Here is a 15800-nt window from a genome sequence, read left to right as displayed (position 1 = left end):
GAAACGGGGTCACAAACATCAGTCCTTAGGCCGATTTAAAATGACAAGTTTACCACGGCAGACGCCACAGAGATAGCGTTTCGTGTCAATCTTCCTCTTGCGTTGATAGGATTGCTGGCAGGATTGACACTGATAGACTAGGTAACTACTTTGGGCTCTCAAAGATGGTACAAAGCGCAGTCCATCCACTTCTTTCAAAAGTTCCTTAAAATCTCGATCCTTATGTCGATAACCCTTTTTCTGAAAATAAAGGTGGTAGTGACAGAGTTCATGGCGCACGATTTTCCGAAAAACCTCCAAACCAAGTTCATTATAGACCTTGGGATTAAAATCCAAATGCCCATCCTTGGGGAAAAATCGCCCACCTGTCGTTCGCAGACGAGAATTCCACTGGGCTTGGTGTTTAAAAGGTCTACCAAAGTCTTCGAGAGAAACAGATTGAACGTACTCAGTTAGATTCATTTGGAGCTAGAAGCGACAGATTGACTTTTTCACGTTCAGTATCGATTTTCTTAACCCAAACCGTTACCAAATCTCCAACAGACACCACTTGGCTGGGATGTTTGATAAATTTGCGACTCATATGAGAAATATGAATGAGGCCGTCCTCGTGAATCCCGATATCAACGAAGGCACCGAAGTCAACGACGTTACGCACCACTCCTTCCAGCTTCTGGCCGACTTTTAAGTCTTTGATATCCAAGACATCTTGACGGAGAACTGGAGCATCAAAAGAGTCTCGGAAATCACGACCTGGTTTGAGAAGGTCAGCAATAATATCTTTAAGGGTTTCTGGGCCAAGTTCTAGCTCTTGCGCCATTTCCTTGACAGAAAGGGACTTAAGCTTACTTTGTGCTTCTTCGTTTAGGTCTATAATATCTAAACATTTGAAGAGCTCCTTAACCGCAGCATAGTTCTCTGGGTGAACTCCTGTATTATCGAGGATATTGCTACTTTCAGGGATACGAAGGAAACCAGCTGCCTGCTCAAATGCCTTGGCACCCAGACGAGGAACCTTCTTAATTTGAGCGCGTGAAGTGATTTTGCCCTCTTCCTCACGATATTTGACGATATTTTCAGAAATGGTTTTATTGAGTCCAGCTACATGAGATAATAGAGCTGGGCTGGCTGTATTGACATTGACGCCAACCTGGTTAACCACCGTATCGACGACAAAGTCCAGACTCTCAGATAGTTTCTTCTGACTGACATCGTGCTGGTACTGGCCGACACCGATTGACTTAGGATCGATTTTGACCAATTCCGCAAGGGGATCTTGCAAACGACGGGCGATAGAAATAGCAGAGCGTTTTTCAACGGTCAAGTCTGGAAACTCCTGACGAGCAAGTTCACTGGCAGAATAGACCGAAGCACCACTTTCATTTACGATAACATAGCTGACTTCAGGGAAATCTTTCAGAACTTCCGCCACAAAGGCTTCACTTTCACGACTAGCAGTACCATTTCCGATGGCTACAATCTCTACACCGTATTGACCAATCAAATCTGCCAAATCTTTCTTGGCTTCTTCGATTTGACGAGCAGAGGCTGGTTTGACAGGATAAATGACCTGAGTTGTCAGCATTTTTCCTGTTGAATCCACGACAGCTAGCTTGGCACCTGTACGAAAGGCTGGGTCAAACCCAAGAACCACGCGCCCTTTCAGCGGAGCAACCAAGAGCAGATTGCGCAGATTGTCAGAAAAGAGTTGAATAGCTCCCTCTTCTGCCTTCTCAGTTAATTCTGTCCGAATGCGTCTCTCGATAGATGGCAAGACCTTTTTCTTAACAGATTGCTGAACTACTTCATCTATGTAGGCATTTTTCACCTTGAAACGAGCTGCAAAGAAGGTAAGAATACGGTCCGTCGCATGTTCAAAACCGACCTTCAAGACACCTATCTTCTCTCCTCGATTGAGGGCCAAGGTACGATAACCCTGCATATTTCCAACTGTCTCAGAAAAATCATAGTAAATCTGAAAAACCTGCTTTTCATCGAGACTTTCATCCTTAATTTGAGAAGTAAGTTTAGAGTGTCTCAGCACCTCCTGATAAGTCATGGCGCGCAGTGTAACATCTTCCGATAAGGCTTCGACCAAGATATCAACCGCACCAGCCAAGGCTTCTTGACCAGTCGCAAATCCTTCACAGATAAACTTCTCAGCTTCTTTCTCTAAATCAGCTACATTCTGCAAGATCAAGCGAGCAAGAGGAAAGAGTCCAGCTTCTCGGGCAATGGTTGCCTTGGTCCGACGCTTTTCCTTATAAGGAAGATAGAGTTCTTCAACGTCTGCTAATTTTTCAGCTGCCAAAATAGCTTCTTCCAATTCCTTGGTCAGTTTGCCTTGTTCTCGAATCTTAGCTAAGACAGCTTCTTTACGGTCGTTGAGATTTGTCAGACTTTTATCCAGGTCAATAATAGCCTTAATTGCCACCTCATCCAGACTACCAGTCATGTCCTTACGGTAACGCGCGATGAAGGGAATTGTCGCCCCCTCAGCCGTCAAACTTAGAACGGTATCGATTTGCTTTAAGGTTACACCCAAATCTTGGGAAATTTTTTCATATTTTTTATCCATGAATCTATTATACCATAAGGAACAGCCCTTGTTTCGTCCTACCCTTTTTTACCTCTTTGATTATCAAAATAATCCCTTTTCCACAAAATAATAGTATAATAGAGGTAGAATTTAGAAAAGAGGTAAGCCCATGGCTGTTAAATTTACAAAAACGGATGACTTGGACAAAATGTTTGAAGAATTCGCCAAACTTCCTGACTTAACACAAGTCACTTTCCCAGATGACAAAAACAAAAAAGAAAAAGTTGAGAAGAAAAATAGATGACGATTTTCCAATCTCTTCCTCCTAGCATCTTACAAGCAGGGGCTATCTTTCTTTCCATCATGATTGAAGCCCTTCCTTTTGTCTTGATTGGGAGTCTCATTTCGGGATTGATTGAGGTCTATATCACACCTGATAAAGTTTATGAGTTTCTTCCTCGCAATCGTTGGGGGAGGATCTTTTTTGGTACCTTCATTGGCTTCCTCTTTCCATCCTGCGAGTGTGGAATCGTTCCGATTATCAATCGTTTTTTGGAAAAAAAGGTGCCCAGCTATACAGCAGTTCCCTTTCTGGTGACTGCTCCCATTATCAATCCTATCGTTCTTTTCGCCACTTATTCTGCCTTTGGCAATTCAATAAAATTTGCCTTATTGCGAGCTCTGGGAGCTATTGTGATTGCTTTGGTGCTTGGAATTTTCCTAGGATTTTTCTGGAAGGAACCCATTCAAAAAGAGAATCTTATCGCTTGTCATGAACATGACTTTTCACACTTGACTCCTGCTAGAAAGGTATTTCAGGTCTTCATACAAGCTATTGATGAGTTTTTCGATATGGGGCGTTACTTGGTCTTTGGCTGTCTCTTTGCGGCTATCGTGCAGGTCTATGTCCCGACTCGGATCTTGACCTCTATCAGTGCTAGTCCAGTCCTTGCGATTCTCTTGCTCATGTTTCTAGCCTTTCTCCTCTCTCTTTGTAGCGAGGCAGACGCCTTTATCGGTGCTTCTCTCCTCTCTAGCTTCGGCCTGGCGCCAGTCCTTGCTTTTCTGGTCATTGGCCCCATGCTTGATATCAAAAATCTCCTCATGATGAAACACTATCTCAAAGCGCGCTTTATCTGGCAATTCATGGGCATCGTGACAGTGCTTGTCTTGCTTTATTCTTACATGATGGGGGTGATGCTATGATCCGATTTTTCATTTTACTGGGTTATTTTGCCCTGACTCTGTATCTGCAGCTATCTGGCAAGCTCAGTCACTACATCAACCTCCACTATTCCTATCTAGTCTATATCTCTATGGTCCTTTCTCTTCTGTTGGCTCTGGTCCAATTCTATATCTGGATCAAGAAAATCAATTCTCACAGCCATTTGGAAAGTCGTCGAGCTAGACGAATCAGCATCCTGTTACTGTCGCTACCTCTGTTGATTGGAGTTGCCTTTCCGACAGTAAGTTTGGACTCGAGAACCGTATCTGCTAAAGGATACCATTTCCCACTTGCTGAGGGAATCAACACAGCCATTCAGGCAAGCGAAGGAACATCCAGTCAATACCTCAAACCCGATACCAGCACCTATTTTTCCAAATCTACTTATGAAAAGGAAATGAGGTCTACAGCTGACAAATACCTCACCCAACCAACCATTCACATCACTGATGAAAACTATATGGAGGTCATGGAAGTTCTCTATGACTACCCTCAAGAGTTTGAAGGAAAGAAAATCGAATTTACAGGCTTTGTCTATAACGATCCTAGCCATCCAGATAGCCAATTCCTCTTTCGCTTTGGAATCATCCACTGTATCGCAGACTCTGGAGTATATGGACTCCTGACCAAGGGGAACTCACGCCAGTATTCTGACAATACTTGGATCACCGCTAGCGGAACCCTGACCCTCCACTACCATAAAGAACTCAAACAAAAACTCCCAACACTGGAGGTTGAGAGTTTCACAAAAGTAGATAAACCAGAAAATCCTTATGTATATCGCATGTTTTATTAAAAAGAGGCAATATCAGAGTTTCTGCATTACAGAATTCTAATATTGTCTTTTCATTTTTTCTTATGCTCATTTCAATCCAGCGTACTATCTTATTTTTTGATCATTTCTCTGATAGAATGTTCAGAAACCCATTTAGAGTAGCTTATCATTCTTTCATCAGTTAAAGCTTCTACCGCTATAGTCACGCACATATCAACCGCTTCTTCCACGGAAACAGTAAAGTGATAACCATTTAATTGTAAAAACTTCACCAAAACAAAGAAAGCTGTTCGTTTATTGGCGTTTGCAAAGACATGCTTCTTTATCAATTGGACAAATAATATTGTTGCTTTATCAAAAATTGTTGGATAAAGAGGCTTGCCAAAAACAAATTGTTCTGGTAAATTCACAATCATATTTAACTCTGAAGAGCTAACTGTTTGAATTTGCTCATTTGGAGAATACCGTTGAATTACTAAAGCATTGATTTTTTCAATTTGCTTTTCTGTTAGATAGACTGTCATTTTTCCACCAAAGCTTTGAAAACATCGTCGTATTCTTCAAAAATTGTATCCAATTTTAAGTTAAAGGCATCATCAGAAACATAAGAGACCTGATGATCCAATTCTTCAGGAGTAAAGATAATTTCGCCACTTGGTAACAATTTTGCTTCATATTTAACACCACTTGGAATATTGAATTCGCTTGGAATTGTAATGGTGATTGAATTTCCTTGTTTTCTTGTTTTTACGACCATCTTATTTCCTCCTTTGAAGTATTATAACAAATAATTACGGTAATTACAATGATAGTGTAAAACTACTATTTCATATCAGAGCTTAACCGGAATACTCAGCATAAGTGATTTTTTCAAGGTTTCCAATTCTTCCAGAGATTTTTGAATTGCCAATTGTGATTTTGCTCTTTCTATCATATATTCAATATTTGTTAGAGGATTTGTATTTCCTTCAGTCCACAGCATTTCCCATAGCTGATCAATTTTATTTTTTAATTCGCCTGTAATCATACTAGTCTCTTTTCTTTGGTTTTAAAGTTATGAATATCACTATTTTAACAGATTTTCAATCAACCTTCAATTATGTTTCTCGCTATAAAAATTTCTTTCAAAAATAAAAAAGCAAACACAAAATATGGTTCACTTTTTTAAACTTTTCTACTCTCCATCCTTCCAGTTCCGAGCAATCTCTTCGTCTTTCTGGAGTTGGTCTACCAATTCCTCTACGGAGTCAAATTTGACCATATCGCGAACACGGTCCAGCCAGTAGACCATGACTGTCTCACCGTAAATATCGTCTGAAAAGTCGAAAATATTGACTTCAAAACGTGGTTCTTCTCCATCGAAAGTAACATTTTTCCCAACACTTGCCATGCCACGATATCTCTGACGTTGCACTTCGATATCGACTACGTAAACACCGTCCGCTGGCATGTAAGTTCGGTCTCTTAGGACCAGATTGGCTGTTGGATAACCAATAGTCCGCCCACGAGCATTTCCATGAACGACCATTCCACGAGATGGGAGCGGAGTGCCGAGCAGATGCTTGACTTCCTTTACATCTCCATCAAGAATTGCCTGACGAATCCGTGTAGAACTAATCTTGCCCTTTTCATCCTCAACTGGAGGAACAATGATGATCTCTCCATCAAAATAGTCCATCAGGTCATCCGCAGTTTTCTTATCTGAGCCAAAGGTATAGTCAAATCCTGCTACAATAATCGCTGGTTTTAAAGCTCGAACATAGGTATCAAAGAATTCTTGACCCGTTAGACTAGCAAATTTGCTACTAAAGTCAAGTAGGAAAAGAGCCTCTACTCCGTGCCACTTCATCTTGTGCTCTCGTTCCTCATGATTGACGATGTGAAGCATGAGTTCAGGTTGGTAAGGTTGTAAGGCAAGTTTTGGCGATTCTGTAAAGGTCATCACGACAACTGGCAGATAATCCTTCATCGAAGCCTTACTGGCTACTTCAAAGAGTTTCTGATGCCCCTTGTGGATGCCATCAAAATAACCTAGTACAAGGACTGTATTACCTGGTACTGCAATATCTTTTTCGTTCTTAATAGGTACTGTTGTAATCATGAAACTATTATATCATAGAGAAAGTCTTTTCGCTAAGAGGAAATCCCAAATGTCGTTTTTTGCGCCTGAACTGACCGTAAGAGAAAATTTAGGGCTTTAGTTTTAAAAAATAGCACCTCCTAAGAGATGCTATCGTTTGTTAACTAGTCTACTGTTTCTTCCAAATCTTTTAACTTAACCGAAACAATCTTAGAAACACCTGATTCTTGCATGGTAACTCCATAGATAGAATCCGCTGCCGCCATCGTCCCCTTACGGTGGGTTACGACGATGAACTGACTATCCTTGTCAAAGCGATTGAGGTAATCCCCAAAACGTTTAACATTAGCTTCATCCAGCGCCGCCTCTACCTCGTCCAAGATAACGAAAGGAATGGTCTTGACTCGAATGATAGAGAACAACAAGGCAAGAGCAGAAAGGGCTTTCTCACCACCACTCATGAGGTTGAGAGACTGGATTTTCTTACCTGGTGGTTGAACAGAAATCTCCACACCAGCTGTTAAAAGATCGCCCTCAGTCAATATCAAATCTGCCTGACCACCGCCAAACATCTGTCTAAAGGTCACTTTAAAGGACTCACGAATAGCTTCAAAAGTGGATTTGAAGCGTTCCTTAACCTCATCATTCATCTCTGTAATGGTCTCAAGGAGTAGATTTTTCGCAGACAGAATATCATCTCGTTGGCTATTGAGGAAATCCAGACGGTTGTGAACTTCTTCGTACTGGTCAATAGCGTCTAAGTTGACAGGACCCAGCGAGCGAATAGCCATCTCAAGATCTTTAACCTCTTGCTCTGCCAGATTGAGATCTTCCAACTCATGCGCTTTTTCTAGAGCCTCAGTGTAGCTGATCTGGTACTGGTCAGTTAATTGAGCTTGTAGATGGCGCAAGCGTTCGCTGACCTTTTCTTTCTTAGCTTCAGCACGTGTTTGTTTGCGAATCCACTCTTCATTTTGCTGACGAGCTTGATCCAAATGGCTGGCAATATCATCCAGTTGGTCTTCGATATCATCCAACTCAAACTGCTTGCGAATCAAACCTTGTTGGAGGTTTGTTTTCTGAGTTTTGGCCTCTTCCGCCTGCTGACTTAGCAGATCCGTATCAACCTTCTCAAGATTATCAACCTTTTCTTGGAGAAGACGCTGGATTTCCTCTTGTTCAAAATTGAGATTATCCAATTCCTTTCCTAGGCGTTCAATATCAGTCACTTCATACCGCTTTTGTCCTTGCAGTTCTGACTTAAGCAAGCGTGCTTGCGCTACTTGTTCCTGCAAGTTTTGATAGCGTTCTTGAATAGCGTTTTTATTGGACTTAATCTCTTCAATCTCAGCTTCTAGATTTTGCTTTTCACTTGTGATAATAGCAAGGCGCTCTTGGCATTTTTCCTTGTCCGCTTGCCAATCTCCTTCAGATAGGCGATTTAATTCCTCTTCTTGAAGTTTCCAAAGCGTTTCCAGTTCTTCGACCTGCTGATTGGTTTGCTGATAAGCGAGGTACAAACCTTGCTCCTGAATACGAGCTTGCTCACCCTGAGATTTGATGGCTTCTAATCTTTCTGCCAAAACCGCCATCTCATCTTGCAAGGTCTTCAAACTTGCTTCTTCTGACCGCAAGTCAGCTTCTTCCTCAGCAATTTCTTTTTGTAATTGCTCTAGTTCTGGCTTGATGAAGATACTGTTATTTTGACGATTGGCACCACCCGCGTAAGAACCACCTGTACGCAACTCTGTCCCATCCAGTGTCACCATGCGAACTTGGTAACGAACTTGGCGAGCTGCGGCACGCGCATGTTCTACAGTATCAAATATTGCTGTCGTTGCGAGCAAATTCTTGAAAATAGCTTCTAGTCTCTTATCAAACGACACCAACTCATCAGCCATACCAAGGAAGCCTGAACTTGAGGCGATAGCATCTTGATTCTGACTAGAAATCGTACGAGCCTTGATAGTCGTCAATGGAAGAAAGGTCGCACGACCGGCTCTGTTGCGCTTAAGGAAATCAATAGCCTTAGTCGCCGCATTCTCATCTTCTACGATGATGTGCTGACTGCTTGCTCCAAGCGCAATTTCTAGGGCAGTTTGATAATGAACATCAAAAGTCAAATGTTCACTAACTGCACCAATAATCCCGCCAAGGTGGTCTTTTTCTTGGAGAACACTCTTAACACCCGCGTAAAAGTTGCTATGATTTCTAAGGATATTCTCTAAACTTTGGGCTCTAGCCTGCTTGTTTTTGAGACTATCCAGACGGTCAAAGAGTTGGCTCTGCTGGGCATGGAAAGAAACCTTCTGTTCCTCTTGCTCCTTGGCACTAGCTTGGTAGTCAGCCAATAATTTCTGAACCTGCTCCTTGGCAGTTTCAAGCTCAGCCTGTTGTTGACTGGCCTTCTCTTTAGCTGTAGCCAGTTGTTCTTTCAGTTTCTCAAGTTGATCTGCTTGTTTTTGAGATAACTGACGGCTGTTCTCTAGTTCATTCTCGATGCGGGTCAACTGGTTTGAGACATCCGCTTCTTCTTGTAAAAGAGCGACAAAGCGTTCGCGCAAGAGCTCAATCATTTGGTCAGGATCATCTGAAAATGCCAACAACTCCGCTTCTAAACGATTGAGTTCCTTGTTATTTTCAGCTAGATTTTCCTCTAACTGTGCCAAGTTTTCTTCTTTTTCAGATTTCTCTTTACTTAGAGTCTTTCTCTTATCTTCCAAAGCAGTCAAACGGGCTTGTGCTTCTTGTTGATTGAGGGCTACCTGCTCGGACTCCAGTTTGGATAGGGCTAATTTTCGTTCTAAATCGCTGATTAGATTCGTCAGATCCATCAAACTTCCTTGGTCTTTGGACATTTGAGCTTGGAGATCCTGGCGTTTCTTTTTAAGACTTTGATTTTCCTCTTCTAACTCTTGACGCTTTTGGTAATAGCTAGTCAAAAGTTCCTGAACCTGAGTTAGTTCTTCTTCTGTTAGCTCTAGTTCTGCCTTGTTTTCCTTGATCTGAGCAACCAAAACATCTAAGTAAATAGCCTTACGTTGACCATCCAAGTCTAGAAACTTCCGAGCATTCTCGGCTTGTTTTGCAAGAGGCTTGATTTGATTATCCAACTCATAGATAATATCCTCTAAGCGATCTAGATTGTCCTGAGTTTGTTGCAGTTTGCTCTCTGTTTCTTTTCGACGAGTCTTGTATTTCAAAACTCCTGCAGCTTCTTCAAAAATAGCTCGACGTTCTTCGGGCTTAGAGTTAAAAATTTCCTCAACCTTCCCTTGAGAGATGATGGAGAAGGAATCACGACCCAAACCGGTATCCAAGAAGAGGTCGTGAATATCGCGGAGACGGACTTTTTTGCCATCAATTCGATACTCGCTATCTCCACTACGGTAGATATGGCGTTCTACCTTAATGACTTGCCCTGCATCCTTGATAAAACCATCTTCATTATCCAAGGTCACTACAACAGAAGCATAATTGAGCGGTTTGCGACTTTCAGTTCCAGCAAAGATGACATCCGGCATCTTGCCCCCACGGAGACTCTTAACACTTGACTCCCCCAAGGCCCAACGCAGACTTTCTGTAATATTGGACTTTCCAGATCCATTTGGTCCAACAACCGCCGTCACACCTTGGTCAAAGACGACCTTAGTCTTGTCAGCAAAAGACTTGAATCCCTGAATTTCGATTTCCTTTAAATACATGAATCCAGCCCTTTCTCAACGGCATTTTTGGCAGCTTCCTGCTCTGCTAATTTCTTAGAACGACCTTGACCTTGACCAATGCTCTTACCTTCAACCAGAACTTCTACATCAAAAACCTTATCGTGGGCAGGACCCGTTTCAGAAATCACCTGATAACGAATAGCCACATCGCCATTGACCTGAAGTAACTCTTGGAGATGGGTTTTGTAGTCTGTAATCATCTCAAATTCGCCTGCTTCAACCTTAGGAATCATGACTTGATAGATAAATTCCTTGACCTTGGCCACATCCTTGTCCAAAAGGAGAGCACCAAGAAAGGCTTCGAAGGCATCACCAAGAATGGTGTCACGATTGCGTCCACCAGATTTTTCTTCCCCCTTACCCAGCTTGATAAACTGGTCAAACTGGCAATCACGCGCAAAACCAGCCAAACTCTCCTCACGGACAATCATGGCACGGAGTTTAGACAAGTCACCTTCAGGCTTTTTAGGATATTTTTTATACAGATATTCTGAAATCAATAACTGTAGAACAGCGTCTCCTAAAAATTCCAAGCGTTCATTGTGTGAAATTTTTAAGAGGCGGTGCTCATTGGCATAACTCGTATGAGTAAAGGCAGTCTCCAGTAAGTTTTTGTCTGCAAATTCGATTGCAAAATGGTTCTTTAGTACAGTTTGTAATTCTTTCATACCAACCTCTTTCTAACTGATAACAGTCCTTTTTATTATATCAAAAAAAGCCCCCTGAGTCACTTTAAAATGGGACTGGAAAGCATTTGGGCATTCTTTAGACAGAGATTTTCAGTTTTAGAGGCAAATTTGGTTCAGTATAAAGAAAAAAGCCCTATTAAAGGCTTTTTAGGATGTTTACATCCACCCTGAGGGAATCGAACCCCCATCTCAAGAACCGGAATCTTACGTGATATCCATTACACTAAGGGTGGAAACTTGTTTTATTATAACAGAAATTTGCTCTAATAACAAGTTTTTTTCTAGATGGATAGCCCGTCTTAGTGGGAAGCATCCCCATTCCAGATTGAGTTTTTCACGATAACATAATCAACGTGTTTAAGGTCAGCAACCTGACGTCCACCAGCGTAGGAAATAGCACTTTGAAGGTCTTGTTCCATCTCAGTTAAAGTGTCTTGCAGGTGACCTTTGGCAGGAAGCAAGATGCGTTTTCCTTCGACGTTTTTATAAGCACCCTTTTGATATTGTGAAGCTGAACCGTAGTATTCTTTGAACTGTTCGCCATCGACTTCAATCGTGTTTCCTGGACTTTCGATGTGTCCTGCAAAGAGAGAGCCAATCATGACCATGCTGGCACCGAAGCGGATAGACTTGGCAATATCGCCATGAGTACGAATTCCTCCATCAGCGATAATCGGTTTACGTGCTGCCTTAGCACACCAACGAAGAGCAGCCAACTGCCAACCACCTGTACCAAAACCAGTCTTGACCTTGGTGATACAAACCTTACCAGGACCGATTCCAACCTTAGTAGCATCCGCACCAGCATTTTCAAGTTCACGCACGGCTTCTGGTGTTCCTACATTTCCAGCAATAACAAAAGTATCTGGTAATTCTTTCTTGATGTGTTGAATCATAGAAATCACGCTATCCGCATGACCATGGGCAATATCAATCGTGATGTATTCCGGAGCATCAGCCTTGAGCTGGCTAACGAAATCATACTCGTAGTCCTTAACACCAACAGAGATAGAAGCAATGAGTCCTTGATCGTGCATGCGTTTAATAAAAGGAATGCGTCCTGCCTCATCAAAACGGTGCATAATGTAGAAGTAACCACCTTTAGCTAGTTGCTCTGCTACATTTTCATCCAAAATCGTCTGCATATTCGCTGGCACAACAGGTAGTTTAAAGGTGTGATTTCCTAGAGTGACACTTGTATCCGCTTCTGCACGGCTTTTAATCACACATTTATTTGGAATTAATTGAATATCTTCATAATCAAAAATTGGAAATTCATTTAACATATCAATGTCTCGTTTCTTTTATAATGACCTACCTATGCTTGCGCATCTCTACGTCTTTTCCGACGTTTCCTTAATTTATTATAAACTAAAGTACAGTTTTTGTCAAATAATTTTATAAATTAAAATGTATTGTTCGAGTTTTACTTATATCAAGGACAAAAAAGTGGAGAGATTATTTTCTCCCCACTGATTTAGTAATATTCCTTTTAAAAGCTTCTTCAGAGTTTTCCATCATTTCACAAAATTCACGATAGGATGAAGACTCTCTAGGAATTTGGATAGACCATTTCTTTAACAAAGCTCCATAACCTGCTAGCTTTCCTATCTCATTATCAACAACCTTGTCCTTGCTCGGAAAAACAAGACCAGCCTTCTCAGCTTTTAAAATATAAGAATACGAAATCAGCTGGAATAAGTCCTCACGGTTGATCCCTTTTTCAGTAAACTCTAGTTTTTTATATTTAGCATCTAGAACAATCTTTCGTTCCCTATCATAAAAATCTGGATATACTTTCCGTTTCCCAACAGAAAATACCGAAATACCACCTAGCTTTTCTTTATTCCGTGGATGGATGAAATCTTTTGGCAACAAGGTATGAACATACTCTTCCCAAAGCCAGGCAACATCAAAAAGAATACCATGAATTTTTTGATCTTGATACCCTAAGCCGTGCTTTTCTTGGTTTAGGATCATCAGACAAAGTTCTTGTAACTTTCTGTACTCGTGAAAGTATGCATGACGTATAGGTTTAGATTGATTTCCCCGAATAATCTTAACACGATCAGCTAGTTTATAAGAAGGCGTTACACGCACGATTTCAGCTACGTTTTCACGACTAGTTGAGAGATTATCTAGCACCCCTTGACCAATGCTTTTCTGGTTCTTAATGTATTCAATAGTGTGACGGACCAACTGCATGAGGGGATTATCATAGGTGAACTCTCTCGTTGTGTAGGCAATATTTCCCGTGAAAGGAAGGTTTTTCTTGAGATGGTTTCTTACATCAATCACTCCCTTAACATTACTGTCATTATGAGAAAATCGATGGTATTCCTTATAAAGACCTTTTCGAATAGCAGCTTGTAGATACTTAGGGAAGAGATACATCAAAAGTTGATAGAGCTTATCTTCACGCGACAAAGCAACATCTAAACTAGTGAGATTGATATGAAGAACCTTGTGTAAGAGATAATGCAAAAAATGGTCATTACTCTCATCAGAAAAACGAGAGGAAATCGTTAATCTTTCCTGACCACAACCCAGAAAACCAATCACATTTCCTGTCTTGATTTCCTGATTAACTGTTTCAAAGATTTTTTGGTCCTTTTCTAAGTCAGGGGAATTCTTCAAATCATTTGGAAAAATGAAAACACGTTCATCTTGGGATAGACTTTCCAAGGTTCTGTCTAAAAGAAGATTGCTTAGTTTAGGATATTCTTCAACAAATTCTTCTTTAACAATCTTGTGTTGATTATCAGTGATCCGCATCATCGTTTTCATCGCCTTCATTGTCATCAGCTACTGTCTGATCTTTTTGCTCATTCTTTGTCAGATCGAATGCTTTTTTCAATGTTTCTAGAGTTTCAGCTTCATCATAAGAACCACGTACATAATCTTCCAAAAGCGGTTTGAGATAATCAGACCAGAGTAATTCATAGTCAAAATTTATATACTGCAACTCACAGAAATAACTTGGTCCAATATGGTAATGACTGTTTAATTCTTGAACGTTTTCAATAGCAGCATTCAAGTTCCTTAGTCGAATTTTAGCTTCTTTTGCATCTTCACCTAGTTCTTCATCTAGAATGTGAAGTCGACTTTCAGCCGTAACTTCAACAAAGCGGAAACGACGACGCATAGCAAAATCGAAAGTATCAACAGATCTGTCTATATCATTCATGGTTCCGATAATATAGACATTGTCAGGGATATAAAATTTCTCATCAGTTTCATGTAAATTAGCATATTGGGTAGATACACTTCCCTTTTCACCACGATAGCCTTTATCAACTGAGAAAAAGAGTTCCCCAAAAATCTTAGAAATCTCACCACGATTGATCTCATCGATGATGAAGACGAATTTCTTATCAGTATCAATTTCTGTTGGGGAAACATAGTCTTTCAAACCAAATCTCTTTCTCAATGTTTCTAGGACAGTTTTTCCACCACTTTTGTAGTATTCTTGCTTATTATAATTTTTATCTTTATACAACTCGTAAACATATTTGCGAGGTAGTGACCATCCTGGAACACCACTATCATAATTTACTGACAAATTTTGTCTACTATTAACAGATAAGTAAGATGTTTTTGTTATATATTCTTTTTCTTCAGCAACATTTATATATTCTAAGTAAGAATCCCAAGCCTCATCAAAATTATCTTGTCCTCCAATCAATTGGGCTTCTTTTGCTTTCTGACAAAAATCTTTAAAAATACCATCCTGTAGCTTAAACTCAATAGCTCCATTCCCATTTGATACCGGTCTCAATCCCTCTACAAAATCCGTATAATCATAGGATGGGTGAAATTGTACAAATCCAATTTGGTCTTCGTTGCCACCCGTTAATTCTTTGGCAATTTCTTTAGCAAGATAAGTTTTTCCTGTACCAGGTGCACCACGGAGGATGAGGTTTTTGGATTGTAACAAGATATTACTCAAGGGATGATGAATATTATTTTGTTCAGACATTTCTTTCTCTTCTTGCTTATTATCAGTGTCTATAAAATCTTTTGAATACTCAAATAAAATACTACCCAACATTGAAGATTCTAATTCAGGATATGTTTTAGAAAACAGTTTACAAATCTCATGATTCTGACGATAGGGCCCTCCTTGATTGCTTTGGGGAATCAACCTATTCCAAAATTCATTTTGACTATTCATATTTACTCCTAAAAAAGAAGGATTCTCAGAATAAATACAAAGTAGTTTTGTGACCACCGCAGAACGCCCAATAAATTCATTCTTTGACTTTTTTATGTCAAAAATAGGGTTATTGAAATCCAACATTCTACCAGCTTGGATGATCTCATACAAATCCGATTTTAATTTGTTAAATCTGTCTTCTAGTTCTGATTCTGGAATGATTTTATTTGCTTGATTTTTATAGCTTTTGGTATTCTCATTCCAATAAATACCAAATTTTGAAGAACCTCCTCCGCCAATTCCCATAAATAATGATTGGTACTTTCCTATCTCAAGAGCATAGCAAAAAGAATTACTTTTAGCACCTTTCCCAATGACGTATTCATCGATAGACATGGTTAAAATTCTATCAAGTGGCCATTCTTTAAGAAATTCTTCACGTAATTTTTCATTGTGAATACTATATTTAAATGCATCTTCTCTTAATCTTATTTTATTTTCTTGGTACCAAGCATAAAAATCATCCAAACTCACTTTTCTTTTCAGCATCAATCGTACTCCTTTTATAATAATGTTCGAATAAAAACTATATATTTCATATATAGAATATC

At 40.2% G+C, this 15800-nt stretch carries 14 protein-coding genes and 1 tRNA gene; 3 read left to right on the top strand and 12 right to left on the bottom strand.

The window, feature by feature from the left end; translation table 11 throughout:
- Positions 1-18 precede the first annotated feature (18 nt).
- Both AC4ME5_RS00465 and AC4ME5_RS00460 read right to left on the bottom strand, forming a co-directional pair.
- Positions 19-462 (bottom strand): SprT family protein, encoded by a 444-nt coding sequence (locus tag AC4ME5_RS00465; RefSeq protein WP_096422128.1) that lies wholly within the window; start codon positions 460-462, stop codon positions 19-21.
- Complete coding sequence (locus AC4ME5_RS00460; protein ID WP_491799342.1) at positions 449-2578, bottom strand: Tex family protein; 2130 nt, start codon at positions 2576-2578, stop codon at positions 449-451. The genes AC4ME5_RS00465 and AC4ME5_RS00460 overlap by 14 nt, the downstream gene beginning before the upstream one ends.
- Positions 2579-2708: 130 nt before the next feature.
- On the opposite strand from AC4ME5_RS00460, the gene AC4ME5_RS00455 reads away from it, so the two are divergent.
- From AC4ME5_RS00455 to AC4ME5_RS00445, 3 genes are read left to right on the top strand one after another with little or no spacing between them, the layout of a single operon-like run.
- Positions 2709-2843, top strand: coding sequence for an SPJ_0845 family protein (locus AC4ME5_RS00455; protein ID WP_096422123.1), 135 nt, complete (start codon positions 2709-2711; stop codon positions 2841-2843).
- Entirely contained in the window at positions 2840-3745 is a 906-nt protein-coding gene (locus AC4ME5_RS00450) for a permease (protein ID WP_491799341.1), read from the top strand. The genes AC4ME5_RS00455 and AC4ME5_RS00450 overlap by 4 nt, the downstream gene beginning before the upstream one ends.
- A complete protein-coding gene (locus AC4ME5_RS00445; protein ID WP_491799340.1) occupies positions 3742-4560 on the top strand; it encodes a TIGR03943 family putative permease subunit in 819 nt (272 codons plus the stop codon). The genes AC4ME5_RS00450 and AC4ME5_RS00445 overlap by 4 nt, the downstream gene beginning before the upstream one ends.
- Positions 4561-4649: 89 nt before the next feature.
- Here the strand turns inward: AC4ME5_RS00445 and AC4ME5_RS00440 are convergent, their stop codons facing one another.
- The 10 genes from AC4ME5_RS00440 to AC4ME5_RS00395 form a co-directional block, all read right to left on the bottom strand.
- Entirely contained in the window at positions 4650-5063 is a 414-nt protein-coding gene (locus tag AC4ME5_RS00440; RefSeq protein WP_491799339.1) for a type II toxin-antitoxin system death-on-curing family toxin, read from the bottom strand.
- On the bottom strand, positions 5060-5296 hold the full coding sequence (locus AC4ME5_RS00435) for an AbrB family transcriptional regulator (protein ID WP_033585340.1): 237 nt from the start codon (positions 5294-5296) through the stop codon (positions 5060-5062). Before AC4ME5_RS00435 ends, AC4ME5_RS00440 begins: the two co-directional genes overlap by 4 nt.
- Positions 5297-5371: 75 nt before the next feature.
- Positions 5372-5566 (bottom strand): hypothetical protein, encoded by a 195-nt coding sequence (locus AC4ME5_RS00430; RefSeq protein ID WP_084938678.1) that lies wholly within the window; start codon positions 5564-5566, stop codon positions 5372-5374.
- A gap of 147 nt (positions 5567-5713) precedes the next feature.
- The gene (locus tag AC4ME5_RS00425) at positions 5714-6640 is read right to left on the bottom strand and encodes a bifunctional riboflavin kinase/FAD synthetase (RefSeq protein ID WP_033585347.1); all 927 of its coding nucleotides are present in this window, start codon (positions 6638-6640) and stop codon (positions 5714-5716) included.
- Between the two features lie 143 nt (positions 6641-6783).
- Complete coding sequence (smc, locus tag AC4ME5_RS00420; RefSeq protein WP_491799338.1) at positions 6784-10323, bottom strand: chromosome segregation protein SMC; 3540 nt, start codon at positions 10321-10323, stop codon at positions 6784-6786.
- A complete protein-coding gene (gene rnc / locus AC4ME5_RS00415) occupies positions 10314-11012 on the bottom strand; it encodes a ribonuclease III (RefSeq protein WP_000661487.1) in 699 nt (232 codons plus the stop codon). Before rnc ends, smc begins: the two co-directional genes overlap by 10 nt.
- Positions 11013-11194: 182 nt before the next feature.
- Positions 11195-11266 (bottom strand) — tRNA-Arg (locus tag AC4ME5_RS00410).
- Positions 11267-11332: 66 nt separating this feature from the next.
- On the bottom strand, positions 11333-12319 hold the full coding sequence (locus AC4ME5_RS00405) for a GMP reductase (protein WP_491799337.1): 987 nt from the start codon (positions 12317-12319) through the stop codon (positions 11333-11335).
- 172 nt (positions 12320-12491) lie between these two features.
- Positions 12492-13808: an McrC family protein gene (locus AC4ME5_RS00400; protein ID WP_491800051.1), complete on the bottom strand. Its 1317-nt coding sequence runs from the start codon at positions 13806-13808 to the stop codon at positions 12492-12494.
- Entirely contained in the window at positions 13795-15738 is a 1944-nt protein-coding gene (locus AC4ME5_RS00395; RefSeq protein ID WP_491799336.1) for an McrB family protein, read from the bottom strand. The genes AC4ME5_RS00400 and AC4ME5_RS00395 overlap by 14 nt, the downstream gene beginning before the upstream one ends.
- Positions 15739-15800: the final 62 nt, after the last annotated feature.

The organism is Streptococcus sp. A69 (genome assembly GCF_058556195.1).
This window is presented reverse-complemented; position numbering and strand designations above follow the sequence as displayed.